This is a genomic window from Streptomyces coffeae (genome assembly GCF_016741875.1).
Taxonomy (GTDB): domain Bacteria; phylum Actinomycetota; class Actinomycetes; order Streptomycetales; family Streptomycetaceae; genus Streptomyces; species Streptomyces coffeae.
Window position 1 is genome coordinate 39,439 of record NZ_JAERRF010000018.1, and the last position, 13,715, is coordinate 53,153.

Sequence of the window (13,715 nt, forward strand, 5' to 3'; positions counted from 1 at the left end):
GCAACACCGAACCGGCCGGGGGCGCCGAGCGGTGATCTTCCCGGCACGTCGATGCCGCCCCTCCCTCACGCCGCGACATTGCCCCGGAGAGCACATGCATCTCGGAGAGCGCGACGCCGTTGACGCCGTGTTCCGCAAGGTTGAACTCCTCACCTCCATAGGCCAGACCATCGGCAGTCTCGAACAGCTGGCCACTTCCACCCAGTTCACCGACGACGGCCTCTTCAGCTGGCGTATCGGAAAGCTCCGCATGTCCCAGTCGTGGCCTGCCGCAGGAGACCGCCTGGACAAGGTCTTCGGCTACCCGAATGTCATGGCGCTGGTGCACACCCGCGGTCTCGCCGGTCTCGGACTGCTCCTGCCGGGTGCGAGCCGCGCCCGACGAGGTGTTCTCGCCGCCACGATGTGCGCGACGGCCTACGGGGTGCAGACGCGTGTGCGGTACGGGTTCGACGGCTCCGACCACTTCGCCTTCGTGAACTACGCCTGCGCGGCCCTGGAGAAGGCCTTCCCCCACGATGAGCGTGCCCGTGAGGCCCTGGTGGCCTTCCTCGCCGCACAGGCATGCCTGTCCTATTTCACTTCCGGGGCGGCCAAACTGATCTCACCGGTGTGGCGCGACGGAAGCGCCATCCCCCGCATCTTCCGCACCACCACGTACGGCGACAGCCTCTTCTACCGGACGGTCCGCGACCGGCCGTGGCTGGCCAAGGCGGTGGCCTGGTCCACGATTGCCGGCGAGATGGCCTTCCCCCTGGTCCTGGTGGCCCCGAAGCCGGTTGCCCGTGGAATCCTGGCCACCGGAGCGGCCTTCCATCTCGGCAATGCGCGCTTCATGGGACTCAACCGGTTCGTGTGGTCGTTCGGCGCCACCTACCCGGCCGTTGCCCATGTGTCGCGCGCGCTGGGACGCGACAACGCGCCCGCGTCCCAGCCCGCGCGCGGTCGTACTCCGCTGAAGTCCCTGGTGGCCGCGGCAACCAGGCCCGGTGTGGCGCGTAACGCCGTGCTTGCGGCCGCGGGGGCCACGGCGCTCGCGGGGGCGACGGTCCACCGCGTCGCCGAACGACGGCGGGAGCGGAGGAGGGCATCGGCACCCGGTCGGCTGGTCCGTGTGAACGGGCGCGATGTACATGTGCTGGCGAACACGGTCGGCGTGGGGCCGACGGTCGTCTTCGAGAACGGCATGGCCTGCCCGGCCACCGAGTGGGGGTGGGTGTTGGACGAGCTCGGCCCCGGCATCAGCTATGTGGCCTACGACCGGCCCGGCATCGGCTGGAGCGCGACGGCGTCGGTTCCGCGGGACGCGGAGCGCAGTAGCGCGGGACTGCGCGCATTGCTCACCGCACTCGGTGCGCGACCGCCGTTCCTGCTCGTCGGCCACTCGGTCGGAGGGGTCCTGATCCGGTGCTTCGCGCGCCGCCACCCCGAACTCGTCGCGGGACTCGTGTTCGTCGACTCCTCCCATCCGGATCAGCTCAGGCGGTCAACGGGTCAGCGGCAGACGTTGCCGTGGGTCCGGCAGCAGGTGACCACGTCATGGTTCCGGGCCCTGGCCGGAACGCCGCGCCGGTCGCAGGAGTACCGGCCGTTCAGCTCCCTGCCCGACGGCATGGCCGAGGCGACCGAGCGATGCATGGCGGCACCGGGCGCCTGGTGGGCAACCCGGCAGGAAATGCACCACTGGCAACACTCATGGTCACCCGACGCGGCACACCTGCGGGCGGTCTCCCGGCCCGTTGCGGTGCTCACCGCGGGAGAGACCGTGCGGGCGGACCCGGCACACGAGGCCCTCCAGCGCGAGCTGGCGGGCCTGTCCACGGTCTCGCGGCACGACTTCGTAGCGGACGCCGGACACAACGCCCTGGTGATGGCACCGGAGCACGCGCCCGGAGTGGTCGACAGCATCGATTGGGTCCGCGCCCGCGCACGTGGGCTCGCCCACGGCCACGCCGGCTGAGCGTGGGCTCGCCCACGGCCACGCCGGCTGAGACCCGGAACAGACACCGACACCTATGAGGGGAACCATCATGGCCCTCCGCACGCGGCTCCCCCGGTACGGCCTGTACGGGCTTCTGCTGTCCTGGTTCGGGCTCACCGTCGCCCAGCAGTTCAAGAAGCGGCCGCGATTGCTCGACGCGGTCGATCCCGCCAATGTGACCCTTCCCATCTCGACGTTCTTCGCACCGAACCCCGGCAGCAACGACACACACCTGCTGACGCGGAACCGGCTTGCCGACGGGAGCATGAGCGAGTGGGCGGAACACGCGATGACACAGGCCCGATCATCGCGGCACATGGTCTGGCACCCGGGGCGGCGGGGCGAGAAGGCCCTGCTGGACATCGTCACCGACCTCACAGCGGTACTGCGCGAGGAGCGGCGGGTGGAGTACGTCCAGATGACCGTCCCGTATCTCAGTCTCCTGAACTTTGTCACGCACCAGTGTGCACACGTGCCGAACGCCACGCAGGTGCAGTTCCTGCTGGTGTCCTCGGCGGGGTGCGACGAGGACGAAGAACCCACCACGCTCCTGGCTTCCGCGCTCCACGGCATCGGGCCCTCGGCCGGTACCGCCCGTCGGTGAGACTGCGTCACGGGCTCCTGCGCGGCGGCCCGAGGCAGCCGCTCCCCGGACCACACACGTCCTCGTTGCACAGCCCGTCACCCTGATGTGTGGGAGCGCCTCTCCCGGGCGGCACGGGGTTCGTCAGTCCGCTTTCGGCTGGGCACGTCGGGCGTAGGCGCGGGCGGCGCGGACGCGGTCGCCGCAGCGGGTGGAGCACCACTGGCGGCGCCCATGGCGCAGCAGGTAGCGGTGGCAGGGGGTGGCATCGCAGCTGGTGAGGCGTTTGGCGTCGGGGCCGGTGAGGAGGTCGGCCGCGTTGGCCGCGAGGGTCGCCAGCGCGCGGTCGAGGATCTCGTTGGTGGGGCACGGCGCCGCGCGGTAGGGGCCGTTCTTCTCGTCCCAGTACAGCAGGGCGGCCGTAGGAGCTTTGCTCAGCGCGTCGTTGACAGCGGACAGAGCCGCGGGCAGGGCGGGCAGCCCGGCCACGCGAGCCGCGAACAACGATCTGAGGTGTTCGCGCAAGGAGCGCAGTTGCGCCGCGCACATCTCCCGCACCCCGGCGTCAGCGGGCGCAAGGCCGTGCTCGGTGAGCCACCGATTTGTTGCTTCGGGGGTGCCGAGGAGATCGATGAAGTGCCCTCCGGGCAGCGCGATGGCGCTGTTGACGAAGTCGAGGGCGAGGTAGTCCTCCGCCCCCGGCGCGGGCGGTGGCACGGATTCGGCGGTCGGGATCTCGCTCATAGACCTCATGTTACGTCTTGCGTTTATCCGTGAGACGCCGCTACTGTCCCTCACGGATAAACGTCTCTCTATCCGTGAGGTTCTCGATGGCTGGCACCAGCACCACCACTGAGCAGATCCCCATCCGCGTCTTCGGCGGACCGACCGCCCTCTTCGTATACGGGGGCCTGCGCTTCCTGACCGATCCGACCTTCGACGCACCCCGCGACTACCACGTGCCGGGCGGCCAGTTGACCAAGACAGCACCCTCCGTCGGCACCCCGGCCGGCCTTGGCCGTATCGACGTGGTCCTGCTCTCCCACGACGAACACCCCGACAACCTCGACGACTCCGGCCGGGCGCTGCTCGCCGACATCCCGCTGACCCTGACCACCCCTGGGGGCGGGCAGCGCCTGGGAGCCAGGGCCAGGGGGCTGGCCGACTGGGAGTCGACCGAGCTGGACCGCCCCGGCGGCGGCACGATCACCGTCACAGGCGTGCCCGCCATCCATGGTCCCGGCCCGCGCGAGGACGTCGAACCGATCACCGGTCAGGTCGTCGGTTTCGTCCTGACCGGGGAGGGCATGCCCACGCTCTACGTCAGCGGCGACAACGCCTCGCTCGATCTCGTCAAGGAGATCGCCGAACGGTTCGGCCCGGTGCACACCGCCATCCTCTTCGCCGGAGCTCCCCGCTTCCCCAACCTCTTCGACGGCGCGCTCATCGTCCTCGACAGCGCGCAAACCGCCGCCGCTGCCCAGATCCTCGGCGCACGCCGAGTCGTTCCCGTCCACTACGACAGCTGGGCCCACTTCACCGAGGGCCGTGACGAACTGGTCACCGCCTTCACCAACGCCGGGCTCCGTGACCGCCTGGACCTGGGTAACCGGGGCTGACCCCACAGCCACCTCATTGCACAGCTGTCCTTCTGTGCCCAGCCCTGCCCCCGCCTCTCAGGCTCGGCCGGGGGCAGGGCTGGGCGTTGGACTCAGCGGGGAATCTGCTCCCAGCTCTCATCCGGTTTGCCGTTGCAGGTGTACTGGATCAGCTGCGTACCCTTCGTGGCGGTGGCGCCCAGAGCGAGGCACTTACCGGAATACACGTTCCGCAGCGCCTTGGTGCCGCTGTCGTACCACCACTTCTCGTCGACCGCCCCGTTGCAGGTGTACTGGATCATCCCGCTGCCGTCATTGAGGTGCGAGGCGGCTCCCATGCACTTGCCCGAGTACTCGTTGCGCACGAAATACGCTGTCTTGCCGTTGGAGTCCGTGGTCTTCTCGAAGACCCAGCGCTCGTCCCGGGCGTTGTTGCAGCCCCACTGGATGACGGGGGCACCGTTCCCGGTCTTGCCGCCGCCACCCGCGCACAGGGCGCTATAGGAGTTGCGCAGGTAGACGCTGTGGTCGGCCGCCCTGGGCTTGAGGGAGAACACGGAGCGTTGACCCTTGACCTCGTTCTGGCCCCAAAGGCGGCCGGACGAAGGCGAGTAGGAAAGGTTCTGTGTGTACATCGGTGAGCGAGTCAGGACCGTTCCGACCTCGCCGGGCTTCGCCTGATAGATGCACGAGTAGCTGTCCCATGGGCGGTTTTCACCCATGTACCCCTCGGGGCACTCGGCGGCCATGTAGTAGTAAGTGCCGTCCGTGGCAACGCCCTGCAACTGTCTGACCGGCGCCTTGAAGCCGCCGCTCGCCGTGGTCGAGCCGATGGTGTCACCGTTGTCCGCCGCGGGCAGGTCGGTTGCCGGGTTCAGGGGCCAGCGTGCCAGATGGGCCACCGCCTTGTGGTCGCGCTTGTAGTACTCGCCGGACACAAGATGGTCCACCGAGCCACTGCGGTCCAGGCTCAGGGAGCCGAGGCAGGCGCGTCCCGTGACATGGGGTGCTGGGCAGGCGCGCGGGTCGTCCTTAGAGGTGTCGATGGTGTACTTACCCACCATGGGGAGGGCCCACTGGTGATGAGCGGCGGAGGAGACACCGTCCTTGATGCCGACATCTTCGGAGATCGTCTGCATCTTCCACAGGTGCTGGAAGTCGTAGACCTGGAGCGTGTTGCCGTTGGCCACGAACAGCTTGTTGCCGTACCAGACCGCGCCGTCGGCGTGGTTCTTGGTGAGTTCCTTGAAGTTCCCGTTGTTCTCGTCGCCCGTCGGCTCGACCAGCAGGACGTGGCCGTAAGTCCATTCCTTGCCGGTGGAGTTGACGATGGAGATCCGGGCGTACGCGTCGTCGTTCTTGTAGTGCCAGGTCGCCACGTACAGGTGGTGACCGGAGTAGGTGCCGCTGGGATCGGCGTCGTGCGACGCGGTGAGGCCCTGCGGGGTCCAGTCGGGCGATGTGTCGTCGCCTGGGTCCCAGCAGAAGCCGTTGTACTGGAACGTACCGTTGAGCCCGGTGGTGTGGCACAGCGGGCGACCGGCGTGCTGCCCCGACAGGGCCACGCCGAGTGGCCCGTTCGTGGTGACCTTGCCGCTCTTCTCCACACCGCGGATCGCGGCACCGTAAGCGTCGTAATTCGATGCGCGGTCGATGTTGAGTCGGAACTGCTTGTACTCGGAGGCGGGCAGAGCGGTTAACGGCCCTTCCATGGTGTCGGGTTCGGCCGAAGCCGTTCCTGCGGTCGTGAGGGCGAACGCGACCGCGGCGAGCGAGATGAGTGCCGCCACCAGGGAGCGCACCCGGCGGCGGCGATGGCGGCCGCTCCTCCCGCCCGGTGCCGGTGCCGGTGCCGCAGTACCGGTCGCGAGAGCCTTCCTCGCGATCCCTTGAAGACGCATGGGTTCCTCTTTCACTGTCCCCGGAGCCTTGTCCGGGCGCACGCAATAGCGCGCGTCCAGTCAGTTTTGTCCCGACTGGAGACACTGGCGATAGCACAGCGTCCACATTTCAGTTGGCTGTCCGTCTACTCGCCGGATGCGATCGGTTGCCTTGCGTCGGCCTGATCAGATCCAGCGTTCCGCGATCGCGTTCATCCGCAGCACTCGGACACGCGCTGCTACCAACGGTCGCCGCAGTACATGTTCTGGCCGTGCCAGTCCCAGGCCCGGAGGTAGACGGCTCGCGCCCCGTTGTACGTATGTGTGGAGCGCGGCTTGACGGGGACGATCTGGTAGCGGCCGGAATTCCAGTAGATCTCAGCCATGACCTGTACGTCTCGGTCGACGGAAGTTGCCCCGAAGTGCCCTTTGTAACCCCCGCCGCTGTAGTGGTGCCACGTCTTCCAGACGTGGGCGGCCTTGCCGTGAATCCAGACCGTGGTGGAGGGCACCCTGCTCGTCCCGGCTTGGGCCGCCGCTCCGGACGCCGACCCGGTGGAGCGACTGGCCGCGTCTGCCGGGCCGACGGCAAGCGCTCCGCTGACCAGAGCCACGGCCGCCGCCGCTGCGGCGAGATGCTTGTGTACGGGCATGGTCGATTCCCCCCTGGTGACGCCGGACGGCTCCGGTGCCGTGCCGCCTCGAGCGTCGGCATGACAGTGCGGACACGTCGAGCGTGCGGCGGCGTCCTGGAAACCCCACCGTGCCCGGGTCTGGCCGACACTCCCCCGACCAGGTGACGGTGGATGCAGCCCTTGATCTCCTGCCGAAGTGCCTTCTGTCACGGCAGCGTTGGCCCGGGGCCCTGCAGGTCTGCCACGTTGGTGAGGAAGGCGACCGCCAGGTCGACCGCCGCGCGCCCCAGCCAGGCCAGCTGCGGCGTCCGAGCGCCGCGGCCTGCCCGGCGAGTCCCTCGACGAAGCGCGCCAGAAACGTACCTGCCCCGGCCTCCGAGGAGACGGGCCGGGCCACCAGGGACCGCAGCGCGTCATGGGACACGGGCAACTCAGTGCCCGGCAAGTGCAGGATCATCGCCCGGGACAGCTGCTCTCTGCCGACCCCCGCCACATCGAAGGGCCCCACGGGGTCCCACAACACCAAGTCGCCGGGCACCAGACGGGTGACCCTTCGGCCCCGATCCGGCTCCGCGCAGGGGGAGGTGTCATCCCGACCCAGGTGGCCGAGGCCGACGAGACCGTCGTTGCCATCGCCGGCCCCTGCGGGAGGGGGCCCGCAACGCCTGCACACGGTCCGTGCTGAAGTAACTCAGCGGCTTGATGATGCTCGCGGCCGGGATTCCACGGATGATACTGGGCAAGTGATCCACACTCCGGAAGAACCGCAGTCCCTACCCACCGAGCTGCATGCCTACCTGGAGGAACTCCTCCGACGCACACGCGCGGTGTGCGGACCGCATCTGGTGAGTGTCTTCGCGGTCGGTTCTCTGGCGCTGGCGGACTACCGGCACGGGCGCAGCGATGTCGATGTGACGGTCGTCGTGGAGCCGTCACTGTCCGGATCAGCTCTGCACGACCTGGCCGGGGCCCTCGCCCACCCTCATCTGTCCTGTCCCGCAGCGGGGCTGGAGCTGGTGGTCTACGGAAGGGATTTCGTCGGCCGTCCTTCTGGTGAAGCGGGGTATCTTCTGGACCTCAACACCGGCCCGCTGCTGTCGAACCGGGTCAGCTTCGACGCGGCGCAATCCCCGTCGTTCTGGTATGTCATCGACCGCTCCGTTGGGCACCAGGCCGGACTCTCGCTGTTCGGTCGGCCCGCACGCGAGGGGGTCGCCGCACCGGATCGCGCGGATGTGCTCGCCGCACTCCGCGCTTCGGTCCTCGAGCACAGCGACGGCGAAGGTCACCTCGCCGACAACCGTGTACTCAACGGCTGCCGTTCAGTGGTGTTCTGCCGTACGGGTCGCTGGATGGCCAAGCGCGGGGCCGCGCAGGAAATCGCTACGACCGAAGAGGATTTCCGGCCGCTCATCGAGAGCGCTGTGCACAGCTTCGAGCGCCCCCGCTCATCCGCGGTCCCCCTGCCCACCGCCGAGGTGCAGGCGTTCTTGGCCTGGGTCCGCGAACGCGTCGACGAGACCGCCTCGGCGGCCGGGGTCTGAGCCTCAGCTCCAGCCGTACTCAGAACGGCTCGCCGCATTCCGCACCGATGCGGGCAACCGGGCCCGTCGGACCGACTCGACGTCCAGAGCGGTGCTCGGTCGTGCCAATCGACGGCCCAGAACGCGAAGTTGGGCCCCTGCATCCGGCCCGTGATCGTGTCATGCGGGCTGTATGGCGATGGTGCAGAGTCTCTTGGTGGCGCGGGTGAGGGCGACGTACAGGTCGCGTTCGCCACCGGGGCGGGCCGCGGCGATCTCCTGCGGGTCGGCGACCACAACCGCGTCGAATTCCAGGCCGCGAACCTGAGACGCCGGCACCACGCGTGCCCACTGGGTGATCCCTGCCGCTACCAGCTGTTCCGTTCTGGTGTCCGCGCAGATGACTGCCAGCAGGTCGCCGGGGTGCTCCGTGGCCTGTGCCCGTAGGTCCGCGGTCAAGGTGGCGGTGAGATCCCGCCGGTGGGTGCTGAGGGTGCGCGGCATCTGGCCGTGGCGGATCGCGCGGCTCGGCGTCTGTCCTGGGGCGATGCGGGTGAGCAGACTGCGGGTGGCTGCCAGGATCTCGTGGGTGGTGCGGTAGCTGACGGTCAGGGTGTGCAGGGCGTATCGGGTGCCCAGGTGCGGTCCCAGGGCCTCGGTCCAGTCCTGCGCCGTCGCCGCGGGACCGGCCTGGGCGAAGTCGCCGACCAGTGTCATCGACTGGGTGGGGCAGCGGCGCAGGACCATCCGCCACTGCATGGCGGTCAGTTCCTGGGCTTCGTCGACGACGACGTGGCCGAAGGTCCGTTCGGGCGGGCCGTCGACCAGGCTCGCCGCCTCGTCCAGCAACGCCACATCGGCGTCGGTCCAGGAGGCGCCGGGGGCGCGCAGCAGCCGGGATCGCTCGTCAGCGGTCAGCGACGGCAGGTGGATGCCCATCGCGTCGGTGTCTGCCAGCAGGGCGTGGACAAGGGCTCCGGGGGTCAGGCGCGGCCACAGTGATTCCACCGCCCGGTCGATGTGGGCGTTGTCGAGCAGGTCCGCGCGGACGGTGTCGGCATCGAACTCGGCGGCCGGTCCCTCGGCCGGCGGGTCGTCGAGACCGAGGGCGCGCAGGTCGGCCTCGACGGTCTGGTCGAGGTCGATACCTGTGCTCGCCAGGGCCTCGGCGTCGAAGTCCTCGAGGGTGTCGATCGTGGCCCGCTCCATGGCGCTGGTGACCGCATTCACCAGGTGCCGTTTGAACTCCTCTCTGGCGGGGTTGTGCGCCAGGCCGCTGGAGACGGCGGCGTCCCTCGCCCTCACGACCTCTTCGTTCGGCAGACGGACCAGTTCCCGTCCCACCCACACGGCGAAATCCCCGCCCGTGGCTTGGGCGGAGCGGAGCAGGCCGGCCAGCGCATCGGCCAGCTCGGCGCGGCCCTTGAGGCGAGCGGTGCCGAACGGCTCCACACGGTCGGGCACCACCTGTGCGAGGTCGGCACACTCCGCCAGGACCACGTCGTTCTCCCCGAGCGAGGGCAGCACCTGGGAGACGTAGTCGAGGAATCGCGGATTGGGCCCGAGTACCAGCACCCCTTGCGCCGCGACGCGTGGAAGCGCATAGAGCGCGAACGCGGCCCGATGCAGCGCGACCACGGTCTTGCCCGTGCCAGGGCCACCCTGGACCACGGTCACCCCACGACGCGCAGAGCGCACGATGGCGTCCTGCTCCGCCTGGAGCGTCGCCACGGCAGCCCGCATCCGTCCCGTCCGTCCAGCCTCCAGCGCCTGCGCCAGCGGGTCGTCGCCCACAACATCGTCAGTGGCCGGAGCGGAACCGTCCAGGAGCTCGTCACTCACCGCTCGCACCGTGCGGCCTTCGACGCGCAGGTGGCGACGGCGTCGTAGGCCCATCGGATGCAGTGGTGTCGCCGTGTAGAACGGCCGCGCCGCCTCCGCGCGCCAGTCCACCAGCAGCGGCACATCGTGCTCGTCGGCGTGCAGGCCGATCCGCCCGATGTGCAGCAGCGTCCCGTCCGCCCGGTCGATCCGGCCGAAGACCATCCCCGCATCGGCCCTCTCCAGCCGGCGAATCTGCCCGGCCAGGCGCCCGGCAGCCACCTCGCGCGCATGCACGTCGCCCGCGCTGCCGCCCGAGGACAGCAGCACATCCTTCAACTGCTTCCGCGCGTCCTCAAGCCGCTGGTCCAACACCCCGTACATGGCGGACACCCGCGTCTGCTCCGCCTCTATCTGGCACGCAGCGACATCGTCGTTGAACCCCACCAACGGTCAGCCCTTCCCTCGACAGGGCCTCCACTATGCGACCGAATTCCCGCAAAAGTAAGGCTTGACTTACCTGCCCCCGTCAGCCGCCCGAGACGAGAAGCAGCAGCTCAGCGGGGCGCCTGCCCGAACCGATGCGTTGCCCGGCAATCGGCGCTGCCCGCGCAGTGGCCCCGTGTGCGCGGTCGCGCCATGCCCACGGCAACACCGCGAGGAGAATCACGACCGCACGAGATGAACATGCGCACCGCGCCGTCGCTCACCGCCGCCCCGGGGTGCAGAGGAAATGCCCGCAGGGTATCCGTGCGCGCTACGCCGACCGGGTGACCATTCGTCAACCTTCTTGCCGTCCCGTCGCCCCTATGGGTTACTGAAGGCATCCAACCGGTGGGTCGCCCATCCCTTCCCGGGAGTTCGGCAGTCGACCCGCCCGTTGTTCCGCGTGTGTGTGCGTGCAGCGGTCATGGTCCCTGCCCCGCGGCGAGCTCCCTCTGGAAGGGGTCACAGGCCCACTTCGGGCCCGACTCCGGTGTCGGCGAGGGTGCACCTACCTCACTTCTCGGGGGCGGAACGAGAACGCGCGTCCCGCCGCACCGACAGCGGACTCCACCCCTGCTCCAGGTGCCGGCGTGCACCGGCAGCCGACGAACCCGTGTACTCGGCTGTGCAAACGGCTTGCGCTCGCCGTCACTCCGGACAGTTCGACAGGAGGACATCCATGTCCCTGCAGATGCTTGCGAACGATGGCGGCCGTCTCGGCCAGGGTGGCGACGGCTGGCCCGGTCCGGGTCCCGGCCCGGGCTGGCCGGGACCGGGCTGGCCGGGCGGGGGCTTCCCGCCGTCGACGCCGCTGTTGCTCGCGGTCGTACCCGCCTCCGGCCCCACGGCCGGTGGCAACATCGTCCTGGTCGTCGGCCTGGGCCTGAGCAGCGCCACCGGTGTTTCCTTCGGCGGCACGCCGGCGACCATTCTGGCTCGGGACCCCTTCGGCCTGGCGATCGCCGTCACCGCGCCGGCCCACGCCGCGGGCACCGTACCCGTGACCGTCATCACCCCCAGTGGCCCCAGCAACGCGGTGAACTACACCTACGGGGCGCTGACCCTCCCGCCGACCGCCGCGTCGATCAACCCGACCACAGGCCCGGTCACCGGTGGCACTCCGTTCACCATCACCGGCACCAACCTGGCCAACGCGGTGGTCCTCTTCAACGGTCTGCCCGCCACCGGCGTGACCGTCAACCCGGCCGGCACCTCGCTGACCGGCATCACTCCGGCGGGCCTCGCTCCTGGCAACGTCACCGTCTCCGTGGTGACCCCGGCCGGTATCACCACCGTGCCCGGCGGCTTCACCTACACCGGGGTGCCCCCGACCGCGGCCAGCATCACGCCCGCCACAGGTCCGGCAGCCGGCGGCACCCCGTTCGTGATCATCGGCACCGGCCTGACCGGTGGCTCTGTGACCATCGGCGGCGCCGCGGCCACCGGGGTCAGCGTCAACGCCACGGGGACCCTGCTGGTCGGCATCACCCCGGCCGGCACCGTGGGTGTCCAGCCGGTCGTGGTCACCACCGCCGGCGGCACGGCGACCGTCCCGGGCGGGTTCACCTACGTGTGACCCGCTGAACCACTGCCACTGAGCATGTCGGCGGTGGGTGCCGGCCTCCGGAAGACCCTTCCGGAGGCCGGCACCGTCATGTGTCCACGGCACCCGCGATCGCACACCACGGCGCTGGACCGAAGCCGCGTGTCACCGCCTATCTGGGGTCGGGACAGCGAGGCAGATCACCTTTGTGGTGCTCGGCCTCGGCCCCGAACCGGAGGGTCCATGTGTGCGCCTCGCGCGGTGACGGATCACCCCCGAGAGCGACGGCCGCGAGCGGGGGCACCTTGACGCGGTATTCCCACAACTCCTGCCACTGCTCGTACCGGAGACAGAGGTGGAGCAGCCCGTCCAGCTCCGCGATCGCCTCGATACCGCGGACCTCCGCACCAGAGAGGTCAAGGCCACTCAGCCGGGGGAGGGTGCGCAGCACCTGGATCGCGACGGGTTGCTGCGAGCAGAGTGTGAGCGTGCGCAACGTCGGATGGCCTGCCAGCGGTGCCAGATCCGCCACCTCCTGGTCGGCGGGCTCAAGGACGAGCCGGAGCGCCTCGACCCCGGCCTCGCGCAGGGCCGCGAGGTCGGGGGCATCGCGGCCGGTCAGCGTCACGCGGCGGCGGTTGTCGCCGCCGACCGCCGGGTGCTGTCCCGGCAGCCCGGTTTCGATGTGCAGACGGAGGTCGATGTCCTCGCGTTCGAGGTCCTCTTCGTCCAGGTACTGGTTCAGTACCTCGAGGTCGATGTCTTCCGGATCGAGATCGTCGAGGTCTTCGAGAGCGGGATCGTCGGTGCGAAGGGTGTAGTCCCCGCGCCCCAGCGCCTCAATGTGGCGTCGCAGCAGCGTGGTGACGGAGTCGGCAACGTATACGGCCCCGTAGTCCTTGCCGATACGGACAACCTGACCGGGACGCCCGGACGGGCCGGGGTCCAGATCGACGGCAAGGAAGTCACCGCCACTGTTCGTGGCGAACCGGAACCACCCTTCGCGGTGTGCGGACCGTTTCACCGCCCCCGGCGGATCGGAGTCGGCGACGGCCGACCACAGGGGGTCGTCCGTCCACGTCAGCTTGGGAGACCAGAAGCCGGACCGGTCCAGGGTGTGCTCCAGCGCGAACCAGGTCTGGTTCTCCCAGAGCATGCCCTCACCACTCTCGCCATCGGCCACGCTGTACAAAGCCATCAGATCGGGCGGCATCGTGACGCCGTACCCCTGCGAGAGGCGGGCCCGGACCGCCGCGTCGAGTGGCGGGTGAAGGCCGTCTTCCCGTCCGAGAATCCCGGTGCGACGGCCGAGGTACTCACGGAACAGCCGGACCGCCTCCTCCGGGTCTCCCGCGAACGTCGGGTCAGCCGGCCCTTCCTCCAGGTCGCCCGGTTCGGGTGGGAGGTTCTCGGGCTCGAGCACCAGCAGCAGGGTGTCAGGGCTGGGCCAAGGACGTACGGCAGCCGGGCTGGTGAATGCCTCGAAGCGGCCGGATGACTCGACGACGAGTTCGAGGTCGAGCGGGCCCGGCGCCACCGTGTCGAAGTAGAACGTCCAGTACGGGTCACCGATGATGTCCACGTCCATCTCGGCAGTGCGGCCATGGCGCACGTCGTACCAGGCAGCGTGCCGGCAAGACCTGGTTCTGCTCCCTGAGACCCTCA

Annotated in this window: 10 protein-coding genes; 5 read left to right on the forward strand and 5 right to left on the reverse strand. The window is 69.4% G+C overall.

Going from position 1 to position 13,715, the window contains the following annotated elements; translation table 11 throughout:
• Positions 1 to 94 precede the first annotated feature (94 nt).
• Together JK363_RS27005 and JK363_RS27010 are read left to right on the forward strand one after the other, a co-directional pair.
• A complete protein-coding gene (locus JK363_RS27005) occupies positions 95 to 1,960 on the forward strand; it encodes an alpha/beta fold hydrolase (protein ID WP_201878011.1) in 1,866 nt (621 codons plus the stop codon).
• Between the two features lie 70 nt (positions 1,961 to 2,030).
• Complete coding sequence (locus tag JK363_RS27010; RefSeq protein ID WP_201878012.1) at positions 2,031 to 2,585, forward strand: hypothetical protein; 555 nt, start codon at positions 2,031 to 2,033, stop codon at positions 2,583 to 2,585.
• A gap of 123 nt (positions 2,586 to 2,708) precedes the next feature.
• Here JK363_RS27010 and JK363_RS27015 read toward each other — a convergent pair whose 3' ends face one another.
• Entirely contained in the window at positions 2,709 to 3,308 is a 600-nt protein-coding gene (locus JK363_RS27015) for a CGNR zinc finger domain-containing protein (RefSeq protein ID WP_201878020.1), read from the reverse strand.
• Between the two features lie 86 nt (positions 3,309 to 3,394).
• Here JK363_RS27015 and JK363_RS27020 point away from each other — a divergent pair, with 86 nt between their 5' ends.
• Entirely contained in the window at positions 3,395 to 4,183 is a 789-nt protein-coding gene (locus tag JK363_RS27020) for an MBL fold metallo-hydrolase (protein ID WP_201878022.1), read from the forward strand.
• Positions 4,184 to 4,275: 92 nt separating this feature from the next.
• On the opposite strand, the gene JK363_RS44290 is transcribed toward JK363_RS27020, so the two are convergent.
• Entirely contained in the window at positions 4,276 to 5,952 is a 1,677-nt protein-coding gene (locus JK363_RS44290; protein WP_201878024.1) for an RICIN domain-containing protein, read from the reverse strand.
• Positions 5,953 to 6,281: 329 nt separating this feature from the next.
• Entirely contained in the window at positions 6,282 to 6,695 is a 414-nt protein-coding gene (locus JK363_RS27030; RefSeq protein ID WP_201878025.1) for a hypothetical protein, read from the reverse strand.
• 725 nt (positions 6,696 to 7,420) lie between these two features.
• Here JK363_RS27030 and JK363_RS27035 point away from each other — a divergent pair.
• Positions 7,421 to 8,221, forward strand: coding sequence for an aminoglycoside adenylyltransferase domain-containing protein (locus JK363_RS27035; protein WP_307821880.1), 801 nt, complete (start codon positions 7,421 to 7,423; stop codon positions 8,219 to 8,221).
• 159 nt (positions 8,222 to 8,380) lie between these two features.
• On the opposite strand, the gene JK363_RS27040 is transcribed toward JK363_RS27035, so the two are convergent.
• A complete protein-coding gene (locus tag JK363_RS27040) occupies positions 8,381 to 10,468 on the reverse strand; it encodes a HelD family protein (protein WP_504752279.1) in 2,088 nt (695 codons plus the stop codon).
• Positions 10,469 to 11,186: 718 nt separating this feature from the next.
• Between JK363_RS27040 and JK363_RS27045 the strand changes: the two genes are divergently transcribed.
• Positions 11,187 to 12,083, forward strand: coding sequence for an IPT/TIG domain-containing protein (locus tag JK363_RS27045; protein ID WP_236076133.1), 897 nt, complete (start codon positions 11,187 to 11,189; stop codon positions 12,081 to 12,083).
• A gap of 139 nt (positions 12,084 to 12,222) precedes the next feature.
• On the opposite strand, the gene JK363_RS27050 is transcribed toward JK363_RS27045, so the two are convergent.
• Positions 12,223 to 13,638, reverse strand: a complete 1,416-nt coding sequence (locus JK363_RS27050; protein ID WP_201878032.1) for an SMI1/KNR4 family protein — start codon at positions 13,636 to 13,638, stop codon at positions 12,223 to 12,225.
• Positions 13,639 to 13,715: the final 77 nt, after the last annotated feature.

Bases quoted from the DNA above. Each gene is read 5' to 3' on its own strand.
- JK363_RS27020 (WP_201878022.1), top strand. From the start codon at position 3,395: ATGGCTGGCACCAGCACCACCACTGAGCAGATCCCCATCCGCGTCTTC.
- JK363_RS27010 (WP_201878012.1), top strand. From the start codon at position 2,031: ATGGCCCTCCGCACGCGGCTCCCCCGGTACGGCCTGTACGGGCTTCTG.
- JK363_RS27045 (WP_236076133.1), top strand. From the start codon at position 11,187: ATGTCCCTGCAGATGCTTGCGAACGATGGCGGCCGTCTCGGCCAGGGT.
- JK363_RS27030 (WP_201878025.1), bottom strand. From the start codon at position 6,695: ATGCCCGTACACAAGCATCTCGCCGCAGCGGCGGCGGCCGTGGCTCTG.
- JK363_RS27050 (WP_201878032.1), bottom strand. From the start codon at position 13,638: ATGGACGTGGACATCATCGGTGACCCGTACTGGACGTTCTACTTCGAC.
- JK363_RS27015 (WP_201878020.1), bottom strand. From the start codon at position 3,308: ATGAGCGAGATCCCGACCGCCGAATCCGTGCCACCGCCCGCGCCGGGG.
- JK363_RS27005 (WP_201878011.1), top strand. From the start codon at position 95: ATGCATCTCGGAGAGCGCGACGCCGTTGACGCCGTGTTCCGCAAGGTT.